Origin of the sequence: Pseudovibrio ascidiaceicola (genome assembly GCF_900114245.1) — a bacterium.
GTDB classification, from domain to species: domain Bacteria; phylum Pseudomonadota; class Alphaproteobacteria; order Rhizobiales; family Stappiaceae; genus Pseudovibrio; species Pseudovibrio ascidiaceicola.
Genome location: NZ_FOSK01000018.1, coordinates 82,335 through 97,942 on the forward strand (window position 1 = coordinate 82,335; position 15,608 = coordinate 97,942).

Below are 15,608 nucleotides of genomic sequence, written 5' to 3' on the forward strand. Positions count from 1 at the left end.
CAATAGAGCGCAATCAGAAGGTGTTCTGTGCCAAACAGAACACAAGAATAGGCAATACGCATTGTGCAGTGATTTTTATGCATCACGAACATGTGAGCACAGCCAACAGGCTGATCTGCCACCAACAAAAAGCGGTTCAATCTACATAAAAGGAAGAAGCAAACCCTCCCCCTTGATCACAATCTGGAGTTATTGGGAGAGTTTCTGCCGGCGGTTGCCAAGATAAATATCAATCGCATCCTTAGCCTTATCGGCATCATGGAGCGTATAAAGGCAACGCGCACGAATGTAATGACGCATGGATTGCTCATCACTACGGGTATATTTGCCAAACTGCTCAAGCGGATCCAACAAGTCCAGCTCTCGCAAACTTTCGAGTGCTAGGTCAAAACGGTTGAGAAGGAACAGCAGAACCGTGCGGGCCAGAAGCACATCTTTGGAATGATCCTCCATTACCATCATACCCTGCACCATGGTGAGCGCCTCTGCATATTTGCAGTTTTGGGTCATGATGTAGATACTGAGAAGAAGAAAGTCTCGTTGCCGACTGTTAAGCGCTGTCATCAACCCTACCCTTGCAACAACATAGCAAGCGCAGCTTGCAGGTCTTCATCGAGCAAAACATCACCCATCAGCAGATCTGCAACATCCTTTAACACCCGTCGCCGTTCGCTCTGCTCTCGCAAAGCAGCTGCCGCAAACAAGCGTTGAAGCTGCTTGCGCATTTCACTTAGCTCGGTCGGCAACAAAATGTCAGTTTCAGATAAATCAGGCAGTAAAAGAGAAGGCAGACGCTCATCCAGGGTCGGACGATGTAAGACCTCATTCAGAGGCCGAACTTCCGGCAAAAACACAGGCGCAAGCTTTTTGCCCTCGGGCAATTGAACCTGGTCTTCAACCTTCCAGTTGGAAACCTCATTCACGCCAATTGTAATTGATGCAACCCGCATTCCGAATCCCGCACTCAGTCAAAAATCAAAGGTAGCCCTAACTTACACGCCAGAGCTACCATCATAAGAAGTCGCTTTTAAGAGAAACCACGCGCAATCTGAATGTTCAGATCAAAACTACGACGCACAGTACCAGTCGCCTGCTCGTAAGAACGGTTCTGTTCACGGTTGTCCTGATTGATATCATTGGTCAGCAACTGAGGATTCAGCAGCGTCACCGCATCACTCAACTGTGTCGAAAACCGCTCCCACTGAGTACGCTTGAAGGAGTTCTTGCTTCCGCTACCATTGTTAATCATGTCATGCGTTGGCCGGGTAATATTGAACTCTTTCTCAACAGGGTGCGGCTTACCCGAAGCGTAGTCTTCAAACATATACGCGACGGCAGTACTGAACTGGCTAGGATTATCAAAAGACACAGACAAGCTGTGCTTTTCTCCATCCGCGTCTTTTCCTGTCTTAACAAACTTTTTCAGCGCTTCGTTCACAATTCGCTGCATTTCCGCATAGGCCTGAGACAGCTGATTGAGCTGGGTCAACTGCTCTGTTCTCATCGTAATGATAGCTTGCTGCTTCAAGCTAGCCTGATTCTGGATGAGCGCAACCAGCGTCGGCAAATCGAGACGGGAGATCGTACCATCTGAGTTTGTGATACCACCAGCAGACAACATCTGCTGCTCAGCTTGCTTGATGGCTAGAATGCGCTGCTCCTGCTCGATAAAAACAGCATAACCACGGTTGATAGATGCATTATTATCTGGCGTAAGAACATCTCGAGAGTTCCGCGCTGGATTAGCCAAGTTTGGCGTCTTCACATCAAAATAAGCATGCGCCCGCTCAAACCGCTTTACAATTTCCTGCATCTCAGTAGCTAGATCGGAACGAGCATAAATCCCCGTATTGGGAACATTATCTCTCAGCATTTCCAACTGCTTAACATAAGCCTGCTTGTCAGCATTAAACTTACTCTGATCCGAACTCGAGGTTTTGTTCGTCAACGTCTTGTTCTTAACGTCATTAATCTCTTTGTCGATCTGGGCCGTAATCACAGCGCGGCTGGCAGCAAGGTCTGTATCTGCATTTGGCAGCAGATCCAACAGCGGCGCAATTCTGGTCTTAAACACAGAATTATTTGCGAGCCGTTCCTGTTCCGTTTTAGAAAGCTGGAAAATACGGGATTTAGTCAGCTCGTTAACGATAGTCACACTGCGCTTATCATCGGAGCGAATAACCCCAACCTGATTTGACCCAGAACCAATAACGGTATTCCCCGCTTGTATCTGAGCATCAGTGAAGTTATCGCGCAGATAGCGCAGCTGAACAGCAGGATGCCAGGACACAAACTCTTGCGGCGACGGATTGTTGTAATTAGCAGGCAGATCCTCATCAGCAACAGTATCAGCCGGATCTACCAAAACGCTGGCGACATAAGCATTGTACTTACTCGGGTCGCTCGCATAGTCGGTTGTTCCTGGAATCGACAACAAAGGGTTCTCAAAATCAGGATCTGCTTCCGGCAGGTTGGATAAGAAACTATCCCAAACACTGGTCTGCGTTTCTGCAGCTTGCAATGCAACACCTTGCCCAGCGGCCTTTTCTTGCGCACCGCCACCAGCACCACCGGAGGTCGTCTTGGACGTGTCGTCACTTTTGGGAGGAGCAAGAGTATCTGGGTCTACAGTTGTAGATGAGCCTGAGCCAACACCATTAATCATTTTCATCTCCTCACATCACAAAATAAGGCGAGTACGACCCGCATTCTTTTGGGGCTTCGCGAACTGAGACCGCACAGCGCCGCTATTATTTTCGTTGTCTTTCAATCGCTTCGTAAAATGCTCAGCAATTGCATCATACCCTTGCAAAAAGCCATCAAAGCTCTTCGACGCAAGCAGTCCGTTAATCAAACTCAGCGCGACGGGATCTTGCTGAACGGCAGGAAGATCAAGCAACTCCTGCAAGCTCGCAACCATCTGATAAGACACATCTTGCCATTCACTCTCAGAAGGCCAGTTTCTCTCAGCGTTACATACACTTAGCGCATCATCCAGATATGCGTTAAGCGCACCTGCATCTCCACTCACAGTGAACTGGGGAAGCAACTCTTCCTTGCTGGATCCGGTCTTTGCCATACAACATTCCCATCAAAACACTATGTGCCCTCTATAAACGCGTAGCCCGACCCACCGCTGTTCCGAACGACACACCTTCAAAATCGAAAATTTAACAATGACTGAATTAGCAAAATGGGTGAGCTCACTTGTGTCGCCCGACACAAAGCAATTCCACTAAAAGAAGTATGAAAATGGCATATTCTTATTCGTAGTATCAGTGGAGGACTTTTCTATGAGCTTAGAGGTCTTAAGATCAACGATTGCCACTCATAACGCTGAGTCGCCGGTTGGCGCTCCGCTGGTTGCGGAAGCCACAGGTCAGCGTCGCGCAGAGCGCGTCATGCAGCTCAACAATCCATCTAAACTGACAGACGCCGCTGAAGAGCTTGGGCAAGCTGTATCCTCACGCCTCGATAAGAGATCGCTGGAAAGCCGCTCAATCCGGCAAGGTCAAGGTGCAAACATAGAAGCAATCACACGGATTGCCGATTATTATGACAAACTGCCTGACATGCCCTCCCAAGACAAGCTGCAGGGACTGGTTCAGCGGCTACAGGATTACCAGCACAACCAAAGTGCAAATAATGAAGGTTCAGGGCAGCTTAGCCCTCAGGATGTATTCGCATTTCTGCAGCAGTTCGACGGCGACGTAACCCATCAGTATGCTGCCCTGCAAATTGCTATCGAGCATTTCGAGACCACAGGAGCAAATGATGCTCTTTTGGGAGCTCTGCTCAATGCCCGCGAATACATGGAAAGCGGCGAGACTGGCCGAGACGTGCGCGCTGGCTTCGCGGTCGCGGAACTTGCCCACGATAAAGCCGAGGATTTCGCAACAGATCCCGCAGTCATCCGTGAACACTACCGCGACATGCTGCGCAGTGAAGCGAACTTCGGAATCATCTTCGATAAGTTCAATGACCTGATCGCCCGCACGCATGCAATGCATCACGACGTAAACGGCAATGAAAGCTCACCCCTCACCTCATTTGATGATGTTGTGGATCTGTTTACAACCGCCGCAAGCCAGGGCCTGGAAATTGCAGATACCCAAGATGAGCCTGCACACCTGGAAGCAGTCCTGACCGAGCTGGGTAAACTGAAGAGCCTTCGAACCGTCTATGAGGGTGTGCATGTCGCAACCAAACTGACAGGTCGCAGTTTCTCAGAGTTCACACGTGTTGTGGAAGAGCTCGGCACAGAGAAGCTAGCAAGCTCACTGTTTCATTATCTGGGCAAAGCAGTCACATCACCTGCTGACGCACAAAGCCTTGTTGCGCCGCTCGCCCCTGCCGGGGCCAGCGCATCGTTGAACTACACAAACAACCTGCTTGCATTGCACCGTGAGGTTCCTGACACCATCCTCACCAACGAAAACATCCGCAATCAGCAACTCGAAACATTACTGGTGCTGTCAGAGCAGCTGACGATCCTAGAAGAAGAGCAATATCAAACAGCAACCGACGCTGCCCTGATTGAAGACTTCGCCAAGGTCAGCGCTGCATCAGCTACTGTTCACTGACCCGTCATCGCTAATAAAATAACTGCCGCAATATGAAACCAAGGAAGAACAAAGGAGAGGATTGAATGCAGTTTTCAAGTGCCATCCAGTCAAGCCTGGAAGCGTTCGCAAACAATATGAAGATCCCCTTTTCTCCGCAGATGGACGGAAGTCTGTCTTACCTCCTTTCACAATCCGGTGAACTGACGTTTACCCCCGTCGAAGGTGGCAACAGCGTCGTTGTCAGCCTTGGCCGAACCACAACAGGTGACCAGAATTCAGCAAATGAAGCCCTTTTGACCCGAGCTGGCTTCAAACCTGAAATTGGAACCAATCTGCATACAGGGAAATCTAAAGATGGAACGTTACATCTGGCGGTTTTATACGAAGCAGGACAACTTAGCCCTGCAAAACTCGAGCAAACGGTCGATTATCTAATAGGTGAATTGAGTTCACTATAAAAACTACAATCAGTGCATGCAGGTATACACCAGTTTCAATCTTATAATGACTCACACTTGTTCACATTACGGAGGGAAATCGTGACTTTTTCGCACTTAAAATCACAATCCCGAGGGATACAGTCAATATCCATTAAAATATAAGTTAGATGATGACAGCCAGACTTGACTCGCTTATTAGCTGTCTTAATTATAGTTTTATCCGTGTTCTGAAGCACAATTCATCGCAATTGTGTACGAGTGAGATTGGGGTGGAATATTGGTAGAGTATAATAAAAAAAAGACGAAGTATATTTGCTCTGCGGAGACCGGTATATCTTCATCCTCTAAAATAGCTGCACTTATTTAAGTAAGAGGACACGGTACATTTCTATGGAAAAGGCAGTATATGATGCAAGCCTGGGTAGAGGCGCATCAAGAGCTCATAATACTGGCACCTCATCCTCAGGTGAAAGCAGCTGGAAAGAAAACGCAGCATTGTTTCAAGAGCTGAATGATGAATTATGTGCATCTTTAGAGCAATCAGCAATCCGCCAAACCTACTCAAACGGCGAGAACATCTACCTTCAGGAAGATGATGCTGAATTTCTTTACATCATTGAGAGCGGACATGTTCGCTTAAGTCACTTGCGCGAAGATGGATCGACCTTCCTTTATGCCATCATCACAGCAGGCCAGAGCTTCGGCGAGTTGGGTGTCTTTCAGCGATCTGTTCATGCAGATACAGCTTGCGCGTTAGGAAACGTTGTCGTTCACAAGATCAGACGTTCTGCATTTCACGTCATCAACGAGCAGAGTGCAGAAATCTGTCGCGCACTGGCTGTAGTCGTAGCGAAGCATTACCGCTCCTACATCGAATCGACGCGTTGCTTGTCGCTGCCAAGCCTCTCTGCTCGCCTGGCACATGCGCTGTTGAGCCTGCTTGAGTCGATTGGCACGCCTGCGGGTGACAACCCTCAAGACAAGTCGGTGATCTCTGGTGCTATCGTCACACAGAGTGATCTGGGCGCAATGGCACGTGGGACCCGCAGCAATATCAACCGTCGCCTGAAAGAATGGGAGCGTGCTGGCATCATAAAAATTCAGGATCGTTCGATCACTGTGCTGAATAGGACAATGCTGGAGCGGAACTTGCTCAATAATGAGTCAAATTTTTAAAAAGCTGGAAGCGTTGAAACAAAGGACTGACGCGTGCAAGACGAAAACACCAATAGCGAGATGTATGTCACCGATCTGGAAGAGACTTTAAAGAGTCAGCACGGGTCAGAACATGCTCAAAAGCTCGAAGAGAAATTGGACGATCTTTCCTCTTGGATGCGTGAGAAATCAAAGGAACCTCAGACTGAGGCTGACTATCAACGTATTCAAACAGTGATAACCGGCATCACTGCTGCTCAGGACGTCCTGCGCAAATTTCCAGTACAGAGTTAGAGCCGCGCAAGGATCAGGAGACGGTAATGGCAACATTTATTGATGGTGTACAAGGTAGTATCACTTCGACATCACCAGGACAGTTACAAGATACAGCCGGGATGAATTCGCTCGCCATCAGCGTCCGCTTCCAAAGCGAGATGGACAAGATCAATGACAAGATCATTGACACCCAGAAGTCCAACTTGGCTGAAACTGAAAAGATGTTCACTCTGCAGCTGCTCGTGAACACCTACACCACCATGGGTCAGACTCGAACCAGCATGGTGAAGGCGCACGCAGACATGGTCAAAGCCTGTGCACGTAACATTGCCTAAATCATTTTAAAAGGCTCTCTTCCGATTGCGAAAGCGAGTGAGGAAGAGAGCCTTTGTATATTCAGATCCATGAGAGACGTTCGGTCCTCCCGGGCGCAGACAGTTCATGGCATTTTTCAGTTCGCTTATGGCAAATAGTCAATCTGGCGAACTCCAGCGCTTGTTTAGGTGGGACGGCGAATGGGTAAACTCATCCTCAAAATTCTTGTAGGCCAACAGGCTGGCGCGGAAGTCATGCTCGAGCCGGGTGAGTATACACTTGGTTCGGACAGAAACGACGATTTGCAACTGGCAGATCTGAGTGTTGCTGCAAGCCATATGCAGCTACGTCTACAAGACAACAAAATCGAAATCTCTGCGAAGGCAGGAGATATCCGGACTGAAAACGGTGTTTCCCTTACGAGTGGCAGCGATGAATGGGTCGAGATTGAGCCTCTTGATGTCATCAGCATTGGTGTCATCAAGATTGCCCTTGGCGCCAAAAACGCTCAATGGGCAACGCTGAGCAAGGCATTAAATGCTACTCACGATGGTGAAGAGCAAGCAGCCGAGAACTCTGCTGCAAACTCAATCCTTGGCGAGAACGCCAAACACGTTGACGCAATATTCGCTCCAGTCGCAAAGTATCGCAAACGCATAGCCTTTGCGACGGTTGCCAGTGCTGTCGTCCTCGGCGGTTTCTACCTTGTTGGCTCTGGCCAGATCTCTCCTCGCACTGCAAGCGCACTCCCAAATGGAGGCATTGAAGCGGTGCGTGTCGCTTTGGCAGACCTCCCCTTTGCAGAAAGACTGAGTCTGCGTCAGGACGTGGATGATCAGATCTATCTGACAGGTTATGTTAGCGAGCCTGTTCAGCGCCGGGCAATCACAGAGGCAGTAGAACGCACTGAAGTGCCTGTACGCCTGCGCGTGCGCGTCATAGAAACACTGAAGAAAGATATTGCTGGTTATCTGCAATCTCGCGGATCCAACGTAAGCTTCGCACTTGCAGACGACGGTGAGCTAACTCTGAGCGGTTCAGTCCTCGATAAAACAACCGCAGACCAACTAATTGCAGATCTACGCGGGTTGAATGGCATCTCTGGCGTAACCTCAAACATCAAGACTGCGGACGACTACCTTCTGGATGTACGTAAACTGGCAAAGCGTGCCCTGATTGACGACACCATAATCTTCCGGCTCGACGATAAAACCCTCGAAGTTAGCGGTATCATCGCAAGTCAGGACATTGATCGCTGGTCTGGCTTCTTGCGCTCGTACTCCAGGCAGTACGCCGCATTTATTCCGCTGCGTTCTCTCGTCAAGTTAGTGCAGGAAAACGGACAAGTTGTGGATCTCAAGGCCAACTTTGATGGTGGTATTGAGCCTTTGCTTGCCGCTGTTGATCCACTCACGAATGAACCGGTAGAAGAGCGCCAGACCAAAGTACTGGAACTGGCACGAGCAATCAAACAGCAAGACGGTTTTGCACCTGATCAACCAAATCGAAAATCCTCAAGTCGTCTCGCTAAAAGCAATGCAGCAGGACAACTCGAGACTGGACCTGAAACACCTGCAACACCGCTCCAAAAAGCAACAGAACGTTTGCTAAGCAGCATCGGCATCACGTCCGCTCAGGCTTCAACATCACCAACCAGTCAGCCGAGTGCCTTAGAAGAAACAGTTGCAGACCAGCAAGCGACAAACGCAAAACAACTGGAAGGCAAAAGCGAGAAGCAACAGGGTGTAACCTCCCAAAGTAAAGCGGATGTCCGTTTCCAAAACGTCGCTCTGGACGATCCTGAGCTTACCGAAGCTGCTGAAGTCGTTTTTCTTGCATGGATGGAAACCGCCAAAGCCAAAGGTGTTGTCCCCGAAGAGCTGAGAAAGAACTTCCTGCCCTTGCTTGTGACACCACCGTCTGAGGGACCTCTCTGCTCTGAAGACCTTTCAGTGCCAGTCTCACAGATCCCGGTAACTGTACTTTGGCTCGATATATTGAGCAGCAGTGAAAGCCTTGCTCTCACCACGTTTCCTGAGGAACGCCAGCGCTACATTTTGGAAGCTGCAGTCAATCCGGCAGCAACACGCGATTGCTTGATCAAATCGGAAAAGAACAACAACATCGATCTGATCCCCTACTCCAATTTCATCAGAGAGAGCTTGCGAAACCCCGGCTTCATCAGCTTCCTAACTCGGGATCTTTCCTCTCCATCTCTTACTGTCACTGGAGCAAGTCTGATCGGCGAGCGTTATGTTCTGAACAGCGAAAATAAACGCTACAAGATCGGTCAATCCATCGATCAAAGCAGCCGCCTCCTCGCAGTCGGCGAACTAGGTGCTTTGATCCGTGAGTATGAAGGGTATTCCGTCGCACTGTATGGCGACCAAACAGCCTGGGTTGTCCGGGAAGCAAATGCCAAGCAGTAGGCTATCGTTCAAAGTACAAATAAGCACTAACATATGAAAAGCCCGGGTCTCACATAAGACCCGGGCTTTTTTTAGGCGACGACATCTACCTGACTGTAGGAGCCATCATCATCCAGCACCACCTTGATGGTGTCTGTATTGCTGATGTTGTCAAGATGAGCGATCTTTGACCAGTTCTCGCCATTAACTGCCCCATCTGTATCGACAAGCACGTCACTTCCAGAACCATTTTCCTGAATTTTCACGTATTGCCCTGCTTCTGCGGCATCAACTTCATCATCCCCGAAAGCTTTGTCCAAGAGAGCAGAAATATCCAGACTATCGACGTTATGATCGGTTTCACCCTGAGCAGTTCCATCAAAATCAGTGATCCTATCAAAGCTTCCATCAAGAACATCAAAGATGAAGGTGTCCTGATCTTCAGTATTGCCACTGGTCATACGATCATAACCGGCTCCACCCTTGAAATCATCAGATGCCACACGCTGACCGCCAAGCCCATCATTCACAAGTCTGACGGCGTGGTGACCGACTAACAAGTCATTGCCAAGTCCACCGAACAAGTCGTTGTCCCACGCGCTGTTACCGACAATATGATCGTTCTGATCCGTGAAGTCATACCTCGCGTGGTCTTCATAGCTTCCATCTGCCTGATGTACACGAGCAGAGCTATCAATGTTATTGCCAACATAATTATTGGTATTCTCAATCACATTGATTGTGGTCGTAGCGACCCCGCTCTCCTCTGAACCATTGCTGACAACCATCTCAATGGTTCTCGTATCAATGTTTGAAGAGGTATTGAATTCAATCGCTTTGATCGCGGCAACATACGCTGCATAGCTTGCATCGCCTGAGAGCGTCAGAACTAAATTTCCACCAACAACTGCAGTCGTGGCAGAAATACCGACATAAGCCCCTTGTGGTACATAATTCAGGGTATCACCCTGCTGATAATTCTTCAGTGTGATGACTGCACTAGAGAGATGATTATTTGCAGCATTATTGTCACCATCATCAACTCCAAGCATATCGGCGATAGCAACACCTTCTTCGCCAAGCGTGAAATCAACATCATGCTCGGTTGTTGGATCAAGAACGATATCACCAGTGATCTTCACATTTAGAACACGGGCATAATCGTCATTACCCTCCATTCCAGACACTTCAAATGTGATCGTGGCTTCAGAAGGGTTCCACCCAGGCAAACTGCTAATATCAATAGTGATAACTTCACTTCTGCCTTGCGTCGCCTGATCAAACATTGGGATACGAGCACTTCCCCCGTCCCATTCAATCAAGAGATCAAACTGATCATCCCCAAATTCCAAACGGTTGCCGACTGAAGCCTTAAGCTTTAAATTTTCACCATTCGTCAAATCGACCGATCTTGAAATGGATCCCTCACCATTGGGTGTCCAGTGCGGGAAGTAAAGATGACCGGAGATAGCACCACCCTGCTGCGGCACATAAACATCGCCGTATTTGGAATCTCCATCAAGACTTCCGTTTTCAGTCCAAGCCCCGCTCCAGGTTACGACACCATTGCCATGACTGTGAGAATAGTCATAGGACCCGTTGTGTTCCTCAAAATCATCTTTGACTTTAAATTTCTCAGAGCTACCCGGCTTGAAAAATAGATTAAGTTCAGCAGCTTGATCGGTCACAGAAACTTCAATGTCTTCACTTGCTTCTTCGATCCCGTCACTCGCAACGATATTGAAATTGTAGTCCTGATCTGCGTCCACATCCAACGGATTCTCAAAATCAGGAGCCACTTTGAAATAGACTTCGTTGCCTCTAATTTCAAACAGATGCGCATCCTCACCCGTCAATGAATATGTCAGTGCATCACCATCAACATCAAAGGCACTGAACTCAGTAACTGGACCAGTTCCATTTTCGGCAAATTGAGGCTGAACATTCGTAACAGTCAGGACCGGGCGATCATTCACCGGAGTGGCATCAACGGTCACCGTGATTACTTCAGAACGATCTCCATCTGCATCTTCAATACGGTAGCTAAAACTATCCTGCCCGTTGAAGTTGGCAACAGGAGAGTACTTCACAGTACCATCAGAGTTTACGACAACACTGCCGCCCTCAACGGTTTTCCCAGCGTTTTCAAGAAGGACAGTTGCGTCTTTATCAGCCCCAACAATATCATTGTTCAGAACATTGATATCGAATGCAACATCTTCAATACCAATCACATTATCTGCGGCACCAACTGGCACATCATCAAGGATGTTAACTGTGAAGTCACCAGAAACGCTATCCCCGTCACTGTCCTTCACCTCAAATTCGAAGGACAAAGAAAGATCTTCTGCTTCATCACCTTTATGATCCAGCTGCCCAAGCAGCTCAAAGGTATACGTACCTGAACCATCATCAGACAATGTGACTTTGAAGATTGCATTGCCAAGATCATTGGCATCCGCAGGAGCCGCACCGGTGTAGCCAATCAGAACTGCACCAAACGCTTGGAGCAAGACAGGAGCACCTGCAGACTCAAGTGCTATGTTGCCAACAGTTTTCGCCTGCTCCCCATCTGTAACATTGATAAAGGAAACGCTGCGATCTGAACCATGCACAGGAGAAGTAACATCACTGTCAGCATCATCGGTGCCCCAATTGATATGCAAGCTGCCAGAGACTTCTGCATTTCCGCCTGTAACATCAGCCTCATCAACAACAAGCCCGACTTTATGAAGCTGAATGTCATCCAGATAGGTGCCAAGACCGTTGTTTTGGTCGGGTGTCGTCAGCTCAACAAACTCAAGGCGATCACCACCTGATTGGCCAGTACCCACTACATTGAGAGTAATAGTGCTCCAGTCTGTGCTGTTGGTTGAATATTCACCAACCTCAACACCATTCCAAAGCACTCTCACTTCACTGGTTGGACTATTGTCAGCCCGATCAGCAAGATCAAATGTCAACTGATACTGTGTATTCGCTTCGGTCGGGATATTCTGATAAATGCCATCAACTTTACCAGAATTCACTCCGTCCTTGTCCAGCTCCAAATACTGTTTCCCATTAGATGAAGGGCTGAAGCTGTTGGAATGCAATTCAAACTTAGTTCCATTGGTAGACATCCACCCAGACATGGCATCGATAGCTTTGTGTCCAGCAGAACCAATATCCGGGTCTTCAAAGGAGCCATTAACAACGAGGTTCGCCTCGTAAGAGCTGTTGTCGATGACTGGCACATCGTCAACAATCTTGATTGAGAATTTTCCACCAAGATTAACGCTGTCACCATCACCATCAACCGCATCAATCACGGATCCAAAGTCGATCACCAGAGGCTGCTGAATATTATTCTCACCATTGCCAGCAACATGATCCAGCTGATCAAACAGCTTGAAGGCCACATCACCATTGTCAGATGTCAGGTCCAGCGAGAACACTGGGCGATCATTCTGGAAACTATAGTCAGTATTGCCATCAGTTTCGACGTAGCCGACAATCTTGTCACCGATCACAACATAGGACAGCGCTTCACCACCTGATGTGAGGGCCATCTGTGTCAGCCTTGCAACCGCATCAGTTGAGATTTCAAACGCGCCGCCGTCATTACCAAAATCGACAAGAGCGCTGACATTATCAGTCAGGTAAGCTGGTCCGTTATTGTCATTCGCACCTGTCGTCGAACCATCGTGATCCCCGTCGCCAGGAGCATTTCCATTTACACCGGAGTTCAAGTTGACGATATCGTCTTCGTCCGCAGTTGCAGTACGAGACACACCAGTGAGAGTAACTTCATCATCGTTTACCGAGATCACTGCAGTAGCAGTATCTGTGTCACCATCGCCATCGGTGACAGTAAAACGCAACCGCAGGTCAATACTGTCATCACTGCCAGCTCCGCTCACATCTGGGTGATCAAAACCAAGTTGCTGGGTAAACTCAAAGGTACCATCAGGCTGAACAACCACAGTAAACGCAGTCGCTCCACCTGTTTCAGTAGTGCCTTCAATCGTGATGATACCATCTGGGTCCGTCGTACTTGAAAGAACGACCTTTTCCCCGTCAACGGTCAGGAAGTCACCACGTTGGCCTTGAGGTTCTTCCAGATCGAAACGACGTGCATATCCTTGATCATCAACGATACGAGCTGTAGTAACTATTGCACCATCTGAACCACCTTCAAACTGAAGCGTACCAGAAGTCGTCACGCCAAAATCATCTGCCTCGCTTACTGTGATCTTCGAACCAGCTCCCGTAGCATTAGGCTCATCATCATGGAAGATGATCTTATCGCCAATCGCGACAGAAGCACTATCAGTATCTCCATCACCATCAGTCAAACTCAACACTGCAGAGATTTTGCCCGCCAGGTCCAGCCTATCATCATTCGCACTTTGAACATGTTTCAAAGACGCATACTGGACAACGCTTAGGCTACCATACTCATCAATCGAAACAGCAAAGACCACAGCAGCGTTGCCATCGCCTGCACGACCAACAATCAAATCTCCTTCGGCATAAAGGTTGATTGGGGAACCATCTGTCGTTTGCAAACCGGAATCTGCGCCTTGAGCAGCGATCTCCAGAGTGACTTCCGGAGCATCAACTCCATCAGCCCCACGATAAATGTCAGCCTCAACAATGTTCACATTGCGAGCATAGGTTGTCTCCATATCTGGATCGCTTAAGGCCTCAGCATCCAGCGAGGCAAACAAAACGCGGATGTCAGAATCTGGAGCAGCAACAAGTTCATCAAGTTGCTGGCCTGCAGTTTCATCAAGCTCAACAGTTTCACCCGTAGTGCCAAAACTATAAATATGCGGCCCGTCATCATCAAACGTCAGATGTTCACCAATCTGGACCTGCGTGGAGACCTCATCCCCATCTTCATCCGTAACAGTCAGAACGGCTATTACTTTGCCATTAAGCGACACATGTTCATCAGATGACGATGTGTCTGAATGCTTGATGGACATGTACTGAACCATGGACACATCGCCATTTTGATGGACATGGATAGCAAAAACAGCAGCACCTTCAGGGCGACCATTCCCCCCTTCAAGACGGCCGACAATCATTCCGTTTTCTTCGGAGAGGAAGATCTCAGCACCTTCGGTCGTATACAGGCCAGATGAAATCCCATCACTGGCAATTTCGAGAGTGACCTCGTAGTTGCCAGCCTCATCAGCTCCTACATTTAAAGACCCGTCCAAAACATCATTTCTGGCATAAATTGGGCCACTTAAATGAGTATCACTACCTGTATTGGTGACATTCTTGAAGGTATCAAAACCAACCCAAGGAGGAACATTATCACTATGCGGACCCTCAGTCTCATCAATGCGAATATGATCATCAACCCAGAGTTCTGGTGCCGGAATGTCATCAACAACAGTTACATCCAGTTTGCCGTCCAGAGTAACGGTATCCCCGTCCCCATCTGTCGCAATAATCAATGAGCCAAAGTCGATAGCTGCAAGCTCATCACCACTAAGCAGCTGCAGCGCAGTGTTCTCATCGTTACCAGTAACATGATCCAGCTGGTCAGCCTGCAGTACTTCAAACGCACCAGTCTCATTGTTCAAGAGCAAACCGATGACCGGACGACCACCAGCAACACCAATCATCAAGGTAAGATTTGCACCTACCTGTGCATGCTGAAACTGAACCGCATCACCATCAGAAGATAGGCCGAGAGCAGACAATTGCTGCGCGGCATCATTGGCAAACGTGAACGAACCAGCACCAGCATCCCCATCAGCACCGAAATCAACAGTGCTCTGAAGGTTTCCTTTCATGACCGCAATGCCATTTAAGAAATTGATCCACTCACTATTCCCAGTGCTATTTGAGTAATCAGGGCTCGTACCAGTAGACAGAATAGTGTCGATGTCATCTTCATCAACAGTCACATCCTGCTGCTGGTTGGTCACACGCGGCCCGTCATCATCAAACGTCAACAGATTACCAACAGCAATCTCAGTTGAAACCGCATCACCGTCTTCATCGGTAACGGTCAGGATCGCAGTCACCTTGCCATCAAGCGAGACATGCTCATCGGAAGACGTTGTGTCTGGATGCTCAATGGACATGTACTGAACCATTGAGACCTTACCGTTCTGGTGCAGGTGGATTGCAAACGCAGCATCTCCACCCGGAACACGGCCAACAATCTGACCATCTTCCAGATGCAGCGTAATCACGTCACCTTCAGTTGTGGTCAGACCAGAAGCAGCATTATCAATGCGGAAGACCAGCTCATGACTGCCACGCTCATCAGCACCAACATTCTTATGGAAATCCAGAACATCATTGCGGGCATAAATTGCGCCGCTCAGGTCAGGATCACTCCCCTTGTCTTCAACATCCTTGAACAGACGACGCAGACGCTTTGTCTCTTCAACATTATCGCTGTGATCACCCTCAGTCTCATCAATGCGAATATGATCATC

11 protein-coding genes are annotated in these 15,608 nt (G+C 48.5%); 6 read left to right on the forward strand and 5 right to left on the reverse strand.

What is annotated here, in order from left to right; genetic code table 11:
- Positions 1-189: 189 nt before the first annotated feature.
- The 4 genes from BM231_RS24710 to BM231_RS24725 form a co-directional block, all read right to left on the reverse strand.
- Positions 190-564, reverse strand: coding sequence for a hypothetical protein (locus BM231_RS24710; protein WP_057463707.1), 375 nt, complete (start codon positions 562-564; stop codon positions 190-192).
- Between the two features lie 5 nt (positions 565-569).
- Complete coding sequence (gene sctX, locus BM231_RS24715) at positions 570-950, reverse strand: type III secretion apparatus assembly protein SctX (RefSeq protein ID WP_093523814.1); 381 nt, start codon at positions 948-950, stop codon at positions 570-572.
- A 77-nt stretch (positions 951-1,027) separates the two neighbouring features.
- Positions 1,028-2,665: a hypothetical protein gene (locus tag BM231_RS24720; protein WP_208860628.1), complete on the reverse strand. Its 1,638-nt coding sequence runs from the start codon at positions 2,663-2,665 to the stop codon at positions 1,028-1,030.
- 15 nt (positions 2,666-2,680) lie between these two features.
- Positions 2,681-3,079, reverse strand: a complete 399-nt coding sequence (locus BM231_RS24725) for a hypothetical protein (RefSeq protein ID WP_093523818.1) — start codon at positions 3,077-3,079, stop codon at positions 2,681-2,683.
- 214 nt (positions 3,080-3,293) lie between these two features.
- On the opposite strand from BM231_RS24725, the gene BM231_RS24730 reads away from it, so the two are divergent.
- The 6 genes from BM231_RS24730 to BM231_RS24755 all read left to right on the forward strand — a co-directional run bounded on the left by BM231_RS24730 (position 3,294) and on the right by BM231_RS24755 (position 9,180).
- The gene (locus BM231_RS24730) at positions 3,294-4,583 is read left to right on the forward strand and encodes an HrpJ domain-containing protein (protein ID WP_093523820.1); all 1,290 of its coding nucleotides are present in this window, start codon (positions 3,294-3,296) and stop codon (positions 4,581-4,583) included.
- A 65-nt stretch (positions 4,584-4,648) separates the two neighbouring features.
- Positions 4,649-5,023: a hypothetical protein gene (locus tag BM231_RS24735; RefSeq protein WP_063290613.1), complete on the forward strand. Its 375-nt coding sequence runs from the start codon at positions 4,649-4,651 to the stop codon at positions 5,021-5,023.
- Between the two features lie 372 nt (positions 5,024-5,395).
- On the forward strand, positions 5,396-6,181 hold the full coding sequence (locus BM231_RS24740; protein ID WP_093523822.1) for a Crp/Fnr family transcriptional regulator: 786 nt from the start codon (positions 5,396-5,398) through the stop codon (positions 6,179-6,181).
- A gap of 33 nt (positions 6,182-6,214) precedes the next feature.
- Positions 6,215-6,454, forward strand: coding sequence for an EscE/YscE/SsaE family type III secretion system needle protein co-chaperone (locus BM231_RS24745; protein WP_093523824.1), 240 nt, complete (start codon positions 6,215-6,217; stop codon positions 6,452-6,454).
- Between the two features lie 26 nt (positions 6,455-6,480).
- Positions 6,481-6,771, forward strand: a complete 291-nt coding sequence (locus BM231_RS24750; protein WP_093523826.1) for a hypothetical protein — start codon at positions 6,481-6,483, stop codon at positions 6,769-6,771.
- 180 nt (positions 6,772-6,951) lie between these two features.
- Complete coding sequence (locus BM231_RS24755; RefSeq protein WP_093523828.1) at positions 6,952-9,180, forward strand: FHA domain-containing protein; 2,229 nt, start codon at positions 6,952-6,954, stop codon at positions 9,178-9,180.
- Between the two features lie 71 nt (positions 9,181-9,251).
- Here the strand turns inward: BM231_RS24755 and BM231_RS27000 are convergent.
- On the reverse strand, positions 9,252-15,608 hold a 6,357-nt coding region (locus BM231_RS27000; protein ID WP_167550330.1), incomplete at its 5' end, for a DUF5801 repeats-in-toxin domain-containing protein.